The 15,315-nt window shown below is 51.7% G+C and carries 13 protein-coding genes; 10 read left to right on the top strand and 3 right to left on the bottom strand.

What is annotated here, in order from left to right; genetic code table 11:
* Positions 1-92 precede the first annotated feature (92 nt).
* The 6 genes from P6574_RS05905 to P6574_RS05880 all read left to right on the top strand — a co-directional run bounded on the left by P6574_RS05905 (position 93) and on the right by P6574_RS05880 (position 11,006).
* A complete protein-coding gene (locus P6574_RS05905) occupies positions 93-1,424 on the top strand; it encodes a M16 family metallopeptidase (protein ID WP_310619448.1) in 1,332 nt (443 codons plus the stop codon).
* A gap of 1 nt (position 1,425) precedes the next feature.
* Positions 1,426-2,805 carry an insulinase family protein gene (locus tag P6574_RS05900; protein WP_310619447.1) on the top strand — a complete coding sequence of 460 codons (1,380 nt, stop codon included), beginning with the start codon at positions 1,426-1,428 and terminating at the stop codon, positions 2,803-2,805.
* Positions 2,806-3,034: 229 nt separating this feature from the next.
* Positions 3,035-5,356 carry a type I restriction-modification system subunit M gene (locus P6574_RS05895; protein WP_310619446.1) on the top strand — a complete coding sequence of 774 codons (2,322 nt, stop codon included), beginning with the start codon at positions 3,035-3,037 and terminating at the stop codon, positions 5,354-5,356.
* The gene (locus tag P6574_RS05890; RefSeq protein ID WP_310619445.1) at positions 5,356-6,765 is read left to right on the top strand and encodes a restriction endonuclease subunit S; all 1,410 of its coding nucleotides are present in this window, start codon (positions 5,356-5,358) and stop codon (positions 6,763-6,765) included. Before P6574_RS05895 ends, P6574_RS05890 begins: the two co-directional genes overlap by 1 nt.
* Before the next feature lie 22 nt (positions 6,766-6,787).
* The gene (locus P6574_RS05885) at positions 6,788-7,699 is read left to right on the top strand and encodes a GIY-YIG nuclease family protein (protein ID WP_310619444.1); all 912 of its coding nucleotides are present in this window, start codon (positions 6,788-6,790) and stop codon (positions 7,697-7,699) included.
* 34 nt (positions 7,700-7,733) lie between these two features.
* Complete coding sequence (locus tag P6574_RS05880; RefSeq protein WP_310619443.1) at positions 7,734-11,006, top strand: type I restriction endonuclease subunit R; 3,273 nt, start codon at positions 7,734-7,736, stop codon at positions 11,004-11,006.
* Between the two features lie 245 nt (positions 11,007-11,251).
* On the opposite strand, the gene P6574_RS05875 is transcribed toward P6574_RS05880, so the two are convergent.
* Entirely contained in the window at positions 11,252-11,401 is a 150-nt protein-coding gene (locus P6574_RS05875) for a hypothetical protein (protein WP_310619442.1), read from the bottom strand.
* Positions 11,402-12,571: 1,170 nt separating this feature from the next.
* Between P6574_RS05875 and P6574_RS05870 the strand changes: the two genes are divergently transcribed.
* The 4 genes from P6574_RS05870 to P6574_RS05855 all read left to right on the top strand — a co-directional run bounded on the left by P6574_RS05870 (position 12,572) and on the right by P6574_RS05855 (position 13,974).
* Positions 12,572-12,778, top strand: coding sequence for a helix-turn-helix domain-containing protein (locus P6574_RS05870; protein ID WP_310619441.1), 207 nt, complete (start codon positions 12,572-12,574; stop codon positions 12,776-12,778).
* Positions 12,771-13,241, top strand: coding sequence for a hypothetical protein (locus P6574_RS05865; protein WP_310619440.1), 471 nt, complete (start codon positions 12,771-12,773; stop codon positions 13,239-13,241). Before P6574_RS05870 ends, P6574_RS05865 begins: the two co-directional genes overlap by 8 nt.
* A 103-nt stretch (positions 13,242-13,344) precedes the next feature.
* A complete protein-coding gene (locus tag P6574_RS05860; RefSeq protein WP_310619439.1) occupies positions 13,345-13,647 on the top strand; it encodes a hypothetical protein in 303 nt (100 codons plus the stop codon).
* A 21-nt stretch (positions 13,648-13,668) separates the two neighbouring features.
* Positions 13,669-13,974, top strand: coding sequence for a hypothetical protein (locus tag P6574_RS05855; RefSeq protein WP_310619438.1), 306 nt, complete (start codon positions 13,669-13,671; stop codon positions 13,972-13,974).
* 44 nt (positions 13,975-14,018) lie between these two features.
* Here P6574_RS05855 and P6574_RS05850 read toward each other — a convergent pair whose 3' ends face one another.
* Together P6574_RS05850 and P6574_RS05845 are read right to left on the bottom strand one after the other, a co-directional pair.
* Entirely contained in the window at positions 14,019-14,510 is a 492-nt protein-coding gene (locus P6574_RS05850; protein WP_310619437.1) for a tyrosine-type recombinase/integrase, read from the bottom strand.
* Positions 14,511-14,537: 27 nt separating this feature from the next.
* A complete protein-coding gene (locus P6574_RS05845; RefSeq protein ID WP_310619436.1) occupies positions 14,538-15,305 on the bottom strand; it encodes a hypothetical protein in 768 nt (255 codons plus the stop codon).
* Between the last annotated feature and the right edge of the window lie 10 nt (positions 15,306-15,315).

The raw sequence follows: 15,315 nt of genomic DNA, 5'->3' as shown, positions 1-15,315 counted from the left end.
GAACACGTTTTGAAATATTCACGAAGGACTACTTTCGAAGCAGCTGCAATCATTCAGGTGTTTAGCAAAACAAAGCACCCTCAAAAATCACGATGTTAGTTTTGATCAAATTACCTTTTCAAAGGCTCATGATAATGCACCTTGTCCGTTTGTTTCTATCATTTTACTTCTTAATCTTTGCGGTGGCAGTTCAGGCTCAAAGCGTCATTGAGCTTACAGATAGAGGTGGGTTACACGCTGCCTATGTTGTTCCAACAGATGACTTCAATCGCGTCGACGTGCAATTGATCGTACTTTCTGGAATGTTTGACGATCCGGAACCATCTGGCACAGCCCATCTTACAGAGCACCTAACCGCTTTCTCCTCAGATGCCACAGTACTTAGCAATCCAAGAGAACGCGATATCAATGCGACAACCGACTCTGTATCCACGGTTTATACAAATTCTGGTGCGCCCTCTGATGCTGAATTGTTGCTACGGCTATCACGAGCTGTTCTTGACACGCCAAATGTGCCAAAAGATTTTGCGGAGAGTGAAATCGACATTATTCGGCGCGAAACATTGCTTCGTGAAAGACAGTTTTCAGGGCGTTGGCTGAAGAGAATGGCTCTTCAAAACCTGTATGGAACTTTACGTGGCCGTGCAAATAATGCAGTTGAAGACCTTTCAAAACTCAGTGTTGAAAAGGCCTATCAGTTTCACAAAAAGCACTATGCTCCTTCAAATGTTACATTGATTGTATCTGGAAAAATTCAGCCGGATAACGCCGCCGAATTGGTTGCGCGTGTATTTGGAGACACAGAACCTTCAGCCGTTCCTGAAAAAAACTGGCTGGATCAGAAACCTGACCCTGAGCTTAGATCTGTCGAATACATAGAAACGGACAGGTTAACACGGGATACGGTACAATATATAAAATTCGTGGATTTTGCAGATCGATCATCTAGCATCGACATGCAGGGTGCATTTTTTATCGCGACCAATATTTTGATGAGTAGATTGGAAAATGCTTTCCACTTTGAAGACCAGAGGTTTCTCATCGATGAAATAGGCTTGCACTTCGTAAAGAACGCTGATCTTGAACTCAGCATAGATGTACAGCTAATGCCCGATTTCAGCTTAGACGCAGCGCATAACACCCTAATTAACACCGTCTCCAATTTGTTGAATGAGCCAATCAGCAGTCATGAGATTGATCAGGCCCGCCAGAAGGAAGTGACATCTGCCTTGCACGCCAAACGGCGACCTACGGATTTTCTTGCCTTCCTGAAAAATGTAGCTGCGGATGGCTTTCCTCCTGTTAGCCCCTCAGTTTTCGCTAACTTGTTAACCCGTACAACAGATCAGGAAGTTATTGATTTCATCGAAACAGTCATGAAACCTTCTGCAACGTCAGTCATTTTAGCCAAAAGAGTAGATTAAAATGCACGTATTCAAACACACATTGACCTCCTCCTTGTTGGCGCTTTTGTATTTAATATCCGCACATCAGGTGCGGGCCGAACTCATTGCAGCAAACGATATAGCAAAGTTCTCTTATCTTTCTCCACTTCACAACGGACTTTCGGCAATAACCCTTGTTTGGCAGGTAAATCCTCCGACGCAAAATCGCGCAAAGGTTTTAATGGCCGGCCTCTCAAGTGTAATGTCAGGCGGGACAATGTCCCACTCCTCCTCTGAAGGGTCCACTTACCGTCGCACAAAGGGGATCGAGTACAACATCAGTACAAATGGTCAAAATCTGTTGCTTACGGTGTCTGCGCCAGACGAAGTTTTTCCAGAAACACTTGACTATCTTGAGAGCCTCTTAATTGAAGCGAACTACTCACAAAGCTGGTATGAGAGGGAGCTTCAAAAAATCCGTCTTATAAATTCTAGTAAGACCGGAAGATCCTCTGATGTTATAGACGAAGTCTTTCATTACCTTAATTTCGAACCCGATAATGTGGTTGTCGATGAGAGTGATAGTGACATCCGTTTCGGCCAGCCATATCAGGTTATTTTGAGGTCTGGAAATAAAGACGTAGAGCACCATGTCGAACAACTGCTCATGAAGCTTCCCCAAACACGCCGTCAGTTTAGTTTCACTGAATGGGCCGCTGCGCTGACTGGCTCTGCCGAGCGACCCTTTGCTTTACCAACTGGAACAATACATTTCGCAGATCCCGAAACTTCCGAGATGTTGATCCTGTTTATTAAAGCCGAAGAGTTTGAGGATGCGGACGATCAGATCGGCGCAAATCTGTTACTGGACTATATCGGAGGCAACTCTGGTTCCGAGATGTTCCGCATAATTCGACAGAAATTGCGAGCAGCTTACGATCCACGTACCGACTTTATTGTAGTGGACAAAAACAAGTCTATTCTTTCATTAAGTGCGACTGTTGAAGCGGAAAGATGGCCTGAGATTTATGGTGTAATGAAGGAGATTTATGCAGATACACGTACTGGGAAAGTAGAGTTGGCAGGGTTGAAAATACAGAAAGATCGATTCAATACGAATTATTATAACCTTTTCTTCAATAGCCCTGTCTGGGGCGTAAAGCATTATCTCAATGAATACCCTAAAGGAGCGGAAGGCGCGATAACTTTGCCGCTTTTAAATGCGCAGGAGACTGCGCCTATCAATCAGATAGTTGCAAATTCAGAGGAACATTTGCCCCCCTTGGACAACTACCTTCTAATTTTAATCGGTGGTGGTCTCGTTCCAGAAGAAACACTAAGGTCAAAAGGCTACTGCGCGTTACCAAAGAACACTCCCCTTAGTTTTTGTCTCGATAAATTATCGAATGTTTCAAGCTAAGAGTTCTGGCTGTTGTCACTTCGAAACGGCTAGGCATATACTTTTTATAGTGAATGACATAGCGGTATTGGGCCGCTATGTACTTCATGCTTAGATGATCTCCCCTCCTCCCCTATACACTGCCTAATGAATTCTCCTCCTTTCTAATGCGCGGGATTTCATTTAAATACAGCGGTGTTGATTTACTCAGTTAGTTTACGCAGTATCTGTAGAAGGTTCCTCCGCGCCCATGTCTCATACCTCCGATAATCTTGCCTCGTTCATTTGGTCTTTGGCCGACCTTTTGCGGGGGGATTTTAAGCAAAGCCAGTATGGCCGCATCATTTTGCCGTTCACCTTGCTGCGCCGTCTGGAATGTGTGCTGGAGCCAACCAAGGCGGAGGTTTTGAAAAAAGCGAAGGAAATCGAGGCGCTTGGCATGGCCGAGACGGCAAAGGAAACGCTGCTTACCCGCGCCGCTGGCCTGAGCTTTTTTAATACGTCCAGAATGGACCTTTCCAAGCTGGGGGAAGCTGGCATTAAGGATAATCTGGAGAGCTACATTCTGGGCTTTTCCAAGGATGCACGGGAGATTTTCGAGCACTTCAAGTTTGCCGAGTTCATCGCCCAGCTGAGTGAAGCCAACCTGCTTTTCAAAGTGGTGAAGAGAGTGCGCGAAGCGGACCTCAGCCCCGCCAAAGTTTCCAACCATGAAATGGGTCTGGTGTTTGAAGAGCTGATCCGCCGTTTTGCGGAAGGCTCCAACGAGACGGCGGGGGAGCACTTCACCCCGCGCGATATTGTGCGCCTCACCACCTCGCTGGTGTTTATGGAAGATGACGACGCCCTGACCAAGCCCGGCATCATCCGCACCATTTACGACCCCACCGCAGGAACCGGCGGCTTTCTCTCTTCCGGCATGGAGTATGTGCACGAGCTGAACCCTCAAACAACCATGCGCGCCTTTGGGCAGGAGCTGAATCCGGAAAGCTATGCCATCTGTAAAGCGGATATGATGATCAAGGGGCAGGAGGTCAAGAATATCAAGCTGGGCAACACCCTCTCCCAAGACCAGCTTTATGCCGACAAGTTTGACTATATGCTCTCCAACCCGCCCTTTGGTGTGGACTGGAAGAAGATTGAAGGTGACATCAAGAAGGAGCACTCCGGCAAGGGTCATGACGGGCGCTTTGGCCCCGGCCTGCCGCGTGTTTCAGACGGCTCCCTGTTGTTCCTTATGCATCTCATTTCCAAAATGCGCGGCGCGGATGAGGGCGGCGGGCGCATTGGCATTATTTTGAACGGCTCGCCGCTGTTTACCGGCGGCGCAGGCTCGGGCGAGAGTGAAATCCGCCGCTATATTCTGGAGGCCGACCTGCTGGAAGCCATCATCGCTCTGCCAACGGATATGTTCTACAACACCGGCATTGCCACTTATGTTTGGGTGCTTTCCAATAAGAAAAGCGCGGAGCGGCGAGGCAAGGTGCAGCTCATCAACGGGGCGAACCTTTCTTCCAAAATGCGCAAATCCCTCGGCTCCAAGCGCAACCAGATGAATGAGGGGGACATTGCCACCATCACCCGCTGTTTTGGCGCGTTCGAGGTGGTGGACGCCCGCACGCTGGACAAGCCGGAGGAGCCTGCCAGCACCCGTGGGCGCAAATCGGCAAACGGCAAGAAGGACACGCCCAAAACCTTTGCTGCGAAAATCTTCCAGACCCATGAGTTCGGCTATCGCCGCCTCACCATCGAGCGTCCGTTGCGCGAAAGTTTCCAGTTTTCTGATGAACGAATTGCCGCCCTGCGCTTTGCCCCCAAGCCGCTGGGCGCTGTTATGCAGTGGATCTATGAGACCTATGGCGAGAACTGGTCCGACGCGCCGGATTGCCCGCACTATGGCGAGCTGTCCCAGTTGACTGCGGAAATCCGCGCCCACATCAAAGCGAGTTTTGCGGAGCTGAAGGAAAAGCACATTAAGGATGTTCTGAAGCTTGAGACATGGGCAAATCAAAAGGCCATTCTGCTTGCCGCCAAGGCCTTGCAAAAGGTCATCGGGACAGACCAGTTTGACGACATGAACACCTTTGACGGCCTGCTGAAAACAGCGCAAAAGCAAACCGGCCTCAAGCTGGAGACAGGCGCAAAGAAGCAGATCACCGCTGCCGTGAGCTGGAAGAACCCGCAAGCCGCGCCGGTGGTCAAGAAGGTGCACAAGGGCGTGGAGGCGAACCCCACCTACGGCCTGTTTTCAGTCCACGGGCAAACGTTGGAATACAAACCGGATGGGGACCTGCGCGACAATGAAAACGTGCCGCTGGACCCAACCCGCACCGTCAATGAGGCCAATGAGGTCTACTTTGCCCGCGAAGTCGCGCCCCATGTGCCCGAGGCGTGGATTGATGCCAGCAAGAAAGATGAGCGCGACGAAGAGATCGGCATCGTCGGCTATGAAATCCCCTTTAACCGCCATTTTTATGTCTACCAGCCCCCACGGGACTTGGCAGAAATCGACGCCGAGCTGGACGCCGTGAGCGCAGAGATTATGCAGCTGCTGCAGGAGGTCCACTCCTGATGGCTGGGCTTTCAAAGGTATATAGCGAATACTCTTACTCAAATTATTTTGATCTAGAACTACCATCACATTGGGAAGCTAAGAGCCTTAATCTCTTAGCAAGTCGAGAACTTAACGCTTTTGTTGATGGCCCTTTTGGTTCCGATTTAAAAAGCAATGAGTACCAAGATGAAGGAGTTCCTCTAGTCCAGCTCAATAATATTCGAGACGGAAAACATGTTCTTAGAAACATGAAATTCATTTCGAATAACAAAAAAGAACAACTTGCAAGGCATGTTGCGACGCCTGAAGATATAGTGTTCGCAAAAATGGCCGACCCGGTTGCAAGAGCTGCCCTAGTTGATCAGCGTTATAGCGAATATGTTATCGTAGCTGACTGTGTTAAAATGACAGCAGACACAAAGCTGGTTGACCTTGCATTTCTCATTTGGGCGGTAAACTCAGACCCTGTTCGTCGTAATGCAGAGCTTGTATCAACGGGTACCACACGTATACGGATCAGCTTGAGTGAACTCAAGAAACTAAAACTTCCATATCCCCCACTCCCGGAACAACAACAGATCGCCAAGTTTCTCGATTTTGAAACCGCAAAGATTGACCGGTTGATCGAGCGGCAGGAGCGGCTCATTGTCCTTTTGGAAGAAAAGCGGCAGGCGGTGATTTCTCACGCGGTCACCAAAGGCCTGAACCCAAACGCCCCCCTCCGCCCCTCCGGCATCGACTGGCTCGGCGATATTCCGGAGCATTGGGAGGTTAAGAATTATCGTTACGCCACGCAGATATACAGAGGGAAATTTGGGCATCGCCCACGAAATGATCCATCATTATATGATGGAGGGACAAAGCCTTTTATTCAGACTGGAGATATAGCTAGAGCAAGTAGAAAGATTTCTGAATTTAAGCAAACCCTCAATGACAAAGGATGTTTAATTAGCCAACTATTCCCAGCTGGTACGCTTGTTATGGCAATTGCTGCCAACATCGGAGACACTGCAATACTGGACTTCGAAGCCTACGCGCCAGATAGTGTGGTAGGGTTCAAACCTACAAGAAATATTGATCTTGAATTCTTGCGTTATAGCTTTATCGCAGCGCTTCCTGCTTTAGAACAAACGTCAACTCAAAGTACGCAAGCCAACCTAAATATTGACCGGATTGGCGCAGTACCTGCTACATTTCCGCCGCTTGAAGAACAAAAAGCGATTGTGCGAATGCTCGACGCAATGCTTGAGCGCTATGCAGTTGTCAATATAAAGGCCCAAGCCGCAATCGACCTCCTCAAAGAACGCCGTACTGCTTTGATCTCCGCCGCTGTCACCGGCAAGATTGATGTGCGGGACTGGGTAGAGCCAAAAGACGACTTTCAACCTGCGCAAGAATCTGCAAGTTTGACAGCAGCATCCATCTAAAACTTACGGGGGAGAAGCACGCATGGCGTCCAAGGGTCGATCACTGGAGCTGTTTTTTGTCGATGGCCGCCCCGACGGCCTGCTGGTGGCAGAGCTGTTCAACTGGACCGGCCACGTGCTCCTTGTCCCCCGCACCCAGCTGAAACAGGCGCTGCAGCGCACCGAGGCCAGCTACACGGGCATTTATATTCTGCTGGGCGAGAAAGACGGCGAGCCCCTTGCCTATATCGGCGAGACCGAGGACATCGGCCAGCGCATCCGCTCCCATGACAGCCAGCGCGACTGGTGGACGAAGGCCGTGTTCATCACCACCGCCGACAACAAGCTCAACAAAGCCCACGTGCGTTATTTAGAGGCCCGCTGCTACGCCCTTGCCACCTCAGTTGGCCGCATCACTTTGGAAAACGCCGTCACTCCCCAAATGCCTCAGATTTCTGAAGCCACCAGCGCCAACATGGAAGGTTTCCTCGAGAACCTCACCATGATCCTGCCAGCGCTGGGCATTGACCTGTTTGTGGAAAGCAAACGTCGCCTAGCAACTTCGACGGCAAATGATCGCTCTACAGGAAATGCACGTTTCGAGCTGGTTAGTACGAAAGCAAACGTCCAAGCATTTGCCCAAGTCGTAGATGGAGAGTTTATCGTTGAAAAAGGATCAACGCTAAGGCGAGTGTGGGAAGGCGTTTCAGGCCGCAGGCCGGGCGCACTTGCCATACGACAAGAACTTGAAGCAAATAATCTTGTGCAAGCAAATGGTGAAAACCTCACATTGCTGGAAGACTATACGTTCAATAGCCCAAGCATGGCTGCAAGCGTTGCCTTAGGTTATTCCGTCAACGGCCTAGAAAAGTGGAAACTTGTGGGCACTAAAAAATCCTACAAGCAATGGGAAGCTCAGCAATTGGAAGATTTTGCCGAGCCTGAACCCGCCTGACCCGCTGAATTATAGATTATCGGAATTTTATTTTATGAGCCTTTCTGCAGACAAAACCAAAGAACGTATTTTTCAAGACGATATTATTGCCCAACTGCAAGAGGGCGGCTGGCTGCTGGGTGCTCCCAAAGGCTACAACCGCGCCCTTGCGCTCTATGAAGAAGACCTGCTGGATTTTGTGAAAGAGACACAGGACGCGGACTGGCAGAAATTTGCCAAAAACCATCCTCATGATACGGAGCAAAAATTTCTGGAACGGGTCGCCAGCCAGCTTGCCAAGGCCGACCCACGCGCCGCCGACAAACAACTGCGCTCCTTTGGCACCCTTGGCGTGTTGCGCCACGGCATTAAAGACCGCAATGCCCGCTTTTCCCTTGTCCAGTTCAAACCCGAGCATGACCTGAACCCGCAAACACTGGCACGCTACCACAAAAACCGCCTGCGCGTGGTGCCCGAACTGGTCTACAGCCCCTATGCCTCTGATGAGCACAAAGCACAGACCGGAGCCAAGGCCAAACGCTGGCGCATTGATCTGGCGCTGTTCGTCAACGGCCTGCCCGTGGCAACGCTGGAGCTGAAATCCGAGTTCAAGCAAGCGGTACAAAACGCCGTCACCCAATACAAACGGGACCGCCTGCCCGTAGACCCAGCCACCAAAAAAGCCGAGCCGCTGCTTACTTTCAAGCGCGGCGCGCTGGTCCATTTTGCGGTAAGCCAGTATGAGGTCTACATGACCACCAAACTGGCAGGCGCCGACACTTTCTTCCTGCCCTTCAACAAAGGCAGCATCGGCGGCGGTGCGGGCAATGATGTGCCAGAAAACAAGGATGAATACGCCACCGCATACCTGTGGCGCGAGGTTCTGGCTCCCGATAATCTTTTGAACATTCTCGCCCGCTTCATGCATCTGCAAATTGAAGACAAAGAAGACTGGCAGGGCAAGAAAAGCAAAAAAGAAACCATGATCTTCCCCCGCTACCATCAATGGGATGTGGTGGGCAAACTCATTGGAGCGGCAAAGCTTGAAGGCGCTGGGCACAAATACCTGATCCAGCACAGTGCCGGCTCCGGCAAATCCAACTCCATCGCGTGGACCGCACACCAGCTTTCCTCTCTCTACACCGAAAGCGGAGACAAGCAGTTTCACTCGGTGATCATCGTCACCGACAGAACGGTGCTCGACGCCCAGCTGCAAGACACCATCTACCAGTTCGAGCATGTGGACGGCGTGGTGGGCCGCATCAACCGCGCTGAAGGCGAAGGCTCCAAGTCCGAAAAACTGGCAAAAGCGCTGGAAACTTCCCAGCCCATCATCATTGTCACCCTGCAAACCTTCAACCATGTTCTTGACGCCATTGAGAACAACACCAGCCTGCAAGAGCGGCGCTACGCCATCATTGCCGATGAAGCCCACTCCTCGCAATCGGGCAGCACCGCCCGCCAAATGCGCGAAGTCTTGATGAAAGAAGCCAATGACGACGGCGAGACTCTTTCTCCCGAGGACATGCTGGAGGCAACAATCGCCGCGCGGCGCGCTTCCGCAAACCTCAGCTACTTTGCCTTTACCGCAACACCAAAAGCCAAAACACTAGAACTATTTGGCCGTCCTCCAAACCCAGAGGAACTGCCCTCCAAAACCAACAAGCCCCTTGCCTATCACGTCTACTCCATGCGTCAGGCCATTGAAGAAGGCTTCATTCTGGATGTGCTGAAAAACTACACTAGCTATCAGGCCGCCTATCAACTGGCCCTCAAAGCACGCGAAAAAGACCGCGAAGTGGAGAGCAAAAAAGCTAAGGTCATGTTGGACCAGTGGGTGCGCCTGCACGACTACAACATCTCGCAGAAGGTGCAGGTCATCGTTGAGCACTTCAAGGCCAATGTCATGGGCTTGCTGGGCGGTCAGGCAAAAGCCATGGTGGTTACCAACTCACGCAAAGAAGCCGTGCGCTATAAGACGGCCTTTGATAAATACATCAAGGAAAAGGCCTACAACAAAATTCAGGCGATGGTGGCGTTCTCTGGGGACGTCCAGTTTTCTCAAAACGACCCCAACAGCGAAGGACTCTTGGGCGAGAAGTTCACTGAAAAAAATATGAACCCCGGACTGAAGGGCCGCGACATGCGCAAGGCCTTTGCGACCGATGACTATCAGGTGATGATCGTTGCCAACAAATTCCAGACCGGCTTCGATCAACCCAAACTCTGCGCCATGTATGTGGACAAAAAACTGGCGGGCGTTGAATGCGTTCAAACCCTATCGCGGCTCAATCGCACCTATCCCGGCAAGGCCGAATGCGGCACCTTTGTCCTCGACTTCTTCAATGAGCCCGATGAGGTGTTAAGCGCTTTTCAAGAGTTTTATCAAACAGCCGCGCTAACGGGCGTCTCTGATCCTGATCTGGTCTTTGATATCTTTGAGAAACTACGCAGCTCCGGCATTTTCCTATGGACCGAGGTGGAGCAATTCGCGCAGGCCTTTTACCAGAAAAACAAAAGCACTGCCGCCCTTTCCAACATCTGCAAACCGGCAGTGCAGCGGTGGACCAGTCGTTATCAATCGGCAAGCAGCGCATACCAGGACGCGCAAAGCCTGTTTGAACGTACAAAAAGTACCGGTGATGCAGTTCTCATTGCCAATGCGGAAAAGACCTTTAAGGAGTGCAGACGGGAAAAGGATGGTCTGGAGATCTTCAAGAAAGATCTGGGGTCTTTCGTGCGCTTTTATGAGTTCATCTCGCAAATCATCGAATATGACAGCGAGGAACTGGAAAAGCTCAGTCTGTTCGCCCGCAACCTCAGGCCATTACTAAACGAACATACCGATAAAGATGGACCGATTGACCTAGGGAATGTGGAGCTCAGCCACTACCGCCTGTCCAAACTGTGCCAGCAAAACCTCATCCTTGAAAGTGATGGCAGCGAGGGACTGTCACCCGCAAGTGATCTGGGAAGTGGCAAGTCGAAAGACAAAAAGGAAGAGTTCCTCTCTCAAATCATCTCCCGCCTGAATGAGTTGATCGACACAGAAGGCTTAAGTGATACGGACCGCCTAAACTACGCCATCACCGTGAAAGACAAACTGCGCGAGAATACTAGAGTTATGGCACAGGTCAGCAACAACTCCCGTGAACAGGCACTGATTGGAGATCTCCCCGACGCCCTCATCGACGCAATCATCGAAAGCAGCGACATTCACCGGGGCAACGCACAACTATTCCTAGGGAGTGAGGCAAAGAGGGCTGAATTTGCTCATCTCATCTTCGATTTATTAAAGCATGGGAAGCCGCTACACCAGACCAGTTAAATTGGTTGCGAGAGTAGAGCAGCGTTCAATTGGATCAGACCCTTAGGGGGTACTGCCAGCCTCTTACCGTTTTCCTGGCAGGTCATTTGTCAGCATCTCACCAACCCCGGCAGTCGCTCCGGGTTGCCTGACCGGCGCCCCGGAGCGAGGGAGTGTGTGGTGAATTTGGGGTGACAGCGCCCTTCTAACCGAAGCGCGCTGGACCGCTCCTTATCTCATCTTGGTTAAGGCCGGGTGCCATCAACCTAATTTCGTGCGGAGGAGAGGCCGCCGCCGCGCTCCGCCTGACCGGCTGCGCGCGACGGGTCCCGTGTGGCCAGCTCAGCGGCGGCGCGGCTCCTGACCGGCAGCCGCGCACGGGCAAAGTCTATCCCCTTTTCACAGCCCTGTCTCATGCTGTGTTAGGATTTTAGTTCCATGGAACTTTCTTTCTGAACAGCGACTTAGGTTGAAAGCCCCATCAACTCTTTCGAATTCAGCACTTTCACTTCCCGTGATCTTTCTAAACAGAGGCGAGAAAAAACTCTCATTACACCCTTGACTTTTCACATAGGGTAAGTTGTAGTTTTGGCTATCGGCCACTTTGTGGCCCAGTGTGGCAGCCGACCATATAAAAAGCGGCGAGAGGGGGAAACCCCTAACTCAATTTAATCACCTTGTGTAACACAGGTTGCACATAGAATGACCGCATCGCACAGACGGTGCTATTTTGACACACTGCTAACTTTCGACGCTGGTCGTAATGGCCAGATCAAAAGTGGCACGTGGACCATGCTCGGGCCTATGTTATTTCACTGAAGTACACTAGGACTTTGAGATTGCTATGCGTCTAGCCTTTCCAAGGATAGCTTGGCGGATGCCGTCTGACTTTAATTTCAGATGAGCGTACTCCCACGCCTTAATGCGTGTAGAAGCTGCCGCCTGTGGCCAGTGCGCCATCCGGTGCTACAAACGATTGCATGCTATTGTTCAGCCCTAAAGGCGCTGTTGATGCCTGCATATGCCAAGAGGGCTTAGATCCCTCCGGCTTCCCAAGCTGGCTACAATGCCCAGATCTGGGTACGCACGTGAAGCGTGCTCAAGCCTTGTGCTGTATCCATGAAACACACTTGGATTTGAAGGCTGCCAGCCTTTCTCCTCTCCAAGGATAGCGGGTTGACGCTATCTGCCTGCTCTTTTGATGAAGCAATTTTACCGCGCCATGAATGCGTGTAGATGCTGCCACTTGTAACTCAGGTACAGCAAGCCAAAACATGCTTTTCTCGCCCCTTCACGGGCTGTCGGTGCATGCCCATGTCAAGAGGGCCTAGATCCCTCACCTTTCCCAAGAAACCAATGATAGCAGAGCAAGCTGTTGGGTTTGGCCCTGCGCCAGAGCTTTGCTTGCTTGCACGTCCGCTCCAGCGGAGATCCCAGCCGAATAATCACCTCCGGTCAGGAGGTAGTCCCATTGCATCTGGAAATGCGTGGGGCGAACAGGCGTCTGGAGACGGGCGTCGCTGAGCCGAACGGCAGGCCAGTTGTTCTTACAAAAGATGAGGCATGTGCCAGAGAAAGGAAAGATTATGGCTCACTCTACTTTGAATAAGGACCCGCAAAAGTCGCAGCATCGGTGTCTTCACGTCCGCTCCAAGCTGACCCGCTACCAAAGCCAGATCCTGATGATGGTGGCTCAGGGGAATAGCCAGAAGGACATTCAAGCCTGGCTGAAAGCCCATAAACTTGCGGTTTGCCCATCCACCCTCTCACACTGGATTAAACACCATGGCTAAATTTGCCCGTGCCAGCACGCAGGCCAGAAGCGTGATGAAACAACTGCAACACACCCACATCAAGTCCTTAGGGACAGTGCGCACCTATGAAAGCGCCCTGACCCAAGTTGCCAGCTCCAGCTTTGTTCAAAAAGCCAAGGTATCGCTGCGCAGCTTTACTGTAGAAGGTGCGGAAGCCTACCTGAAGTGGCGCGCCCAAGAAGTCCGGCAGGCGACCCTCAATCAGGAGCGGTTAGCGCTGCAGCTGATGATGCGTCATGTGAGCCATACATTGGGGAAGAAGGGTAAATTACAGGTGATCCTGTCACGGGTGCCCACCCGTCAACCCTCCCGCAGCTACTCTTATAAGCAAGTCCTCCTCCTCACTCAGGCGCAGCGTATTCGCAACCGACTGGCTACATGGCTCGCCTATTTCGGCGGCCGAACTACTGACCCTGCTGCCGTTCAACGAGTGCCCACCTGATGAGCGCCCCGAACTCCCCTCCAAGTTCAGGGGACGCCTCGGAACGCTTTACACCGTCAAAGGAAAAGGCGGGCTTAGGCGGGTTGTCCTTATTCCGCCCCACTTGGTCCAGGAGCTGGAAGCCCGGCGTCTGGCACAGCCCAAACGGGTCTGTGACCGCAAAATCAGGTACTGGCAACACTATGACATCGGCGGAGGCAATGCCTGGAGTTCCAGCTTTACCGAGGCTTCCAAGCGGGCGCTAGGCTGGTCCAAGGGCGGCCATGGCCTGCGGCACAGCTACGCTCAGGAACGGATGATCGAATTGCAGGTGGAGCTTTTTCTGGAGTGGTCGCTGGCCTTAGAGACGGTATCGCAGGAAATGGGGCACTTTCGCCCCGACATCACCCTCACCTATTTGCGATGAGGCTCTATTGATCCCAGTTTCATGAACAGGTCTGACCCCAACAACACTGGTAAGCGAGCACGCAGCCGCTTAGAGGCTCCTCGCCGTACGCCCGAGAGTTTCTTGGGGGAGCCTGTTACCACTGAACGACTTGAACGAGCGGTGGCGCTGTTGGCGTGGCTGGTGATCAATGACAGTGAAGTCTATGCGCCGCTGTTTCGAAAACTGAAAACAGAGCTTAAGCTCCGAGAAAGCATCAAAGAAGAGGCGGCTGCGTTTTTGCAAGAACGACAGGGACAAAGTGCTTACCCGGTGCGGTTGCTCGGCTATGACAGCAAAAACTCATGAAAGTTCTCGGGAACTGGCAGGACAATGCTTTCAATCGCTTCTCGCTACAACGACAACGGTGGCCCCTCGCCGTAAAGAGAGCCATCCGTTGCATGCCCCATAAGCCAGCGACACATTTCTTCACTCACTTTTTGCGCTCGCAAGCGATCCTTAAAGGAATGGCGCAAACCATATAATGAAACACCATCGGGACATAAGTTCCGGGTCCGCAGGTACCGATTAATTTGAGTGGTCGCCGTGTTGTTTTTATCATAGTAGCGCTCCAGACCCTTTGGAAACAATTTGATCGCTTCCAAAGCTACCCCCACCAGAGGTATCTCCCGTGATGATGGATCGGTTTTCAAATGGCGCAGTTCCGGTTTGATGGAGACAAACGGGATCTCACAGTCAAGGTGGATATTGTTTCCGGTTAACCCACAAATCTCAGAGGGGCGCAGCCCTGTCTCGATCATAATATAGACCAGCGCCCGCAGGGAGTGGGTCAGCCCCCGCAGTGTCTCTGAGGCCAATAGGTTTTTTAAAATATCTTCTACCATCCAAGAACGGCGGACATTGGTATCATCCTAGCCCAGTGCCAGATCGGCAAAGGCATCCTCCATCTGCAGTTGCCGTCTTTTGTTCACCGCCCAATGCATGGCTGCAAGATCAGAAAACTGACGATGGGCAGTCGCCTTCTTTTTCCCGGTGGCGGCGATCTGCTGCAACCAATGTTCGCGAAACTCAAAAGTATGCTCACGGGTGATGTCTTGCAGGTCCATATCTCCCACCAACTTGAGAAACGCATTTTGAGCGCGTAGATGCGAGCCTTGAAACAGGCGGATTTGCTCAGGAGACTTTCCGGTGAGCTTCTCAGGCTCCAGGTCGATATAGGTCTTATAAAGCTGTGACAGAAGCAGCGGCGGCTTCTGGGTCGTCACCCCCAGCAAGGCAGGCGCCAGGTCTTTGGCTTTCTCCCGTTGGTCGATGAGGGTTTCCACGCGCTTGACGATTTCTTCCACTGGTCCCAAAGACAGGTGGTTCAGACTAAGCGGGGCAAAGCCAAATCGTTTGCACTGGGCAACCGCTGCGTCATAGGCTTCCTGCGCTGTATCTTCAGTCGCCAAGATGGGTTGGTGCTGCGCGAGTTGGCTGGACCAATAGGTTTCCAGCTCTTTATTCAACTGCGCGGCGACCAACATGGCTTTGGCCCCTAAAGGGTCGTCATCCACCCGCACTTTGGTGGTAATCCGAACGCGCCGTCTCAGCTCAATCTCGGAAAATTGGGTGGGAACCCGGCGGAGAAATTGCCAAACTCCGCCTCGCTTTTCCAAGTGTGAGGGCTTTACGCGCATGTCTTACAGC

Origin of the sequence: Pseudovibrio sp. M1P-2-3 (assembly GCF_031501865.1) — a bacterium.
Taxonomy (GTDB): domain Bacteria; phylum Pseudomonadota; class Alphaproteobacteria; order Rhizobiales; family Stappiaceae; genus Pseudovibrio; species Pseudovibrio corallicola.
The sequence above is the reverse complement of the archived record's forward strand: the minus strand, read 5'-3'. Positions and strand labels throughout refer to the sequence as shown.

Excerpts from the sequence above, each read along its gene's own strand:
- P6574_RS05885 (WP_310619444.1), top strand. The coding sequence starts at position 6,788 with ATGGCGTCCAAGGGTCGATCACTGGAGCTGTTTTTTGTCGATGGCCGC.
- P6574_RS05905 (WP_310619448.1), top strand. The coding sequence starts at position 93 with ATGTTAGTTTTGATCAAATTACCTTTTCAAAGGCTCATGATAATGCAC.
- P6574_RS05850 (WP_310619437.1), bottom strand. The coding sequence starts at position 14,510 with ATGGTAGAAGATATTTTAAAAAACCTATTGGCCTCAGAGACACTGCGG.
- P6574_RS05900 (WP_310619447.1), top strand. The coding sequence starts at position 1,426 with ATGCACGTATTCAAACACACATTGACCTCCTCCTTGTTGGCGCTTTTG.
- P6574_RS05845 (WP_310619436.1), bottom strand. The coding sequence starts at position 15,305 with ATGCGCGTAAAGCCCTCACACTTGGAAAAGCGAGGCGGAGTTTGGCAA.
- P6574_RS05880 (WP_310619443.1), top strand. The coding sequence starts at position 7,734 with ATGAGCCTTTCTGCAGACAAAACCAAAGAACGTATTTTTCAAGACGAT.
- P6574_RS05865 (WP_310619440.1), top strand. The coding sequence starts at position 12,771 with ATGGCTAAATTTGCCCGTGCCAGCACGCAGGCCAGAAGCGTGATGAAA.
- P6574_RS05895 (WP_310619446.1), top strand. The coding sequence starts at position 3,035 with ATGTCTCATACCTCCGATAATCTTGCCTCGTTCATTTGGTCTTTGGCC.
- P6574_RS05890 (WP_310619445.1), top strand. The coding sequence starts at position 5,356 with ATGGCTGGGCTTTCAAAGGTATATAGCGAATACTCTTACTCAAATTAT.
- P6574_RS05855 (WP_310619438.1), top strand. The coding sequence starts at position 13,669 with ATGAACAGGTCTGACCCCAACAACACTGGTAAGCGAGCACGCAGCCGC.
- P6574_RS05875 (WP_310619442.1), bottom strand. The coding sequence starts at position 11,401 with ATGAGACAGGGCTGTGAAAAGGGGATAGACTTTGCCCGTGCGCGGCTG.
- P6574_RS05870 (WP_310619441.1), top strand. The coding sequence starts at position 12,572 with ATGGCTCACTCTACTTTGAATAAGGACCCGCAAAAGTCGCAGCATCGG.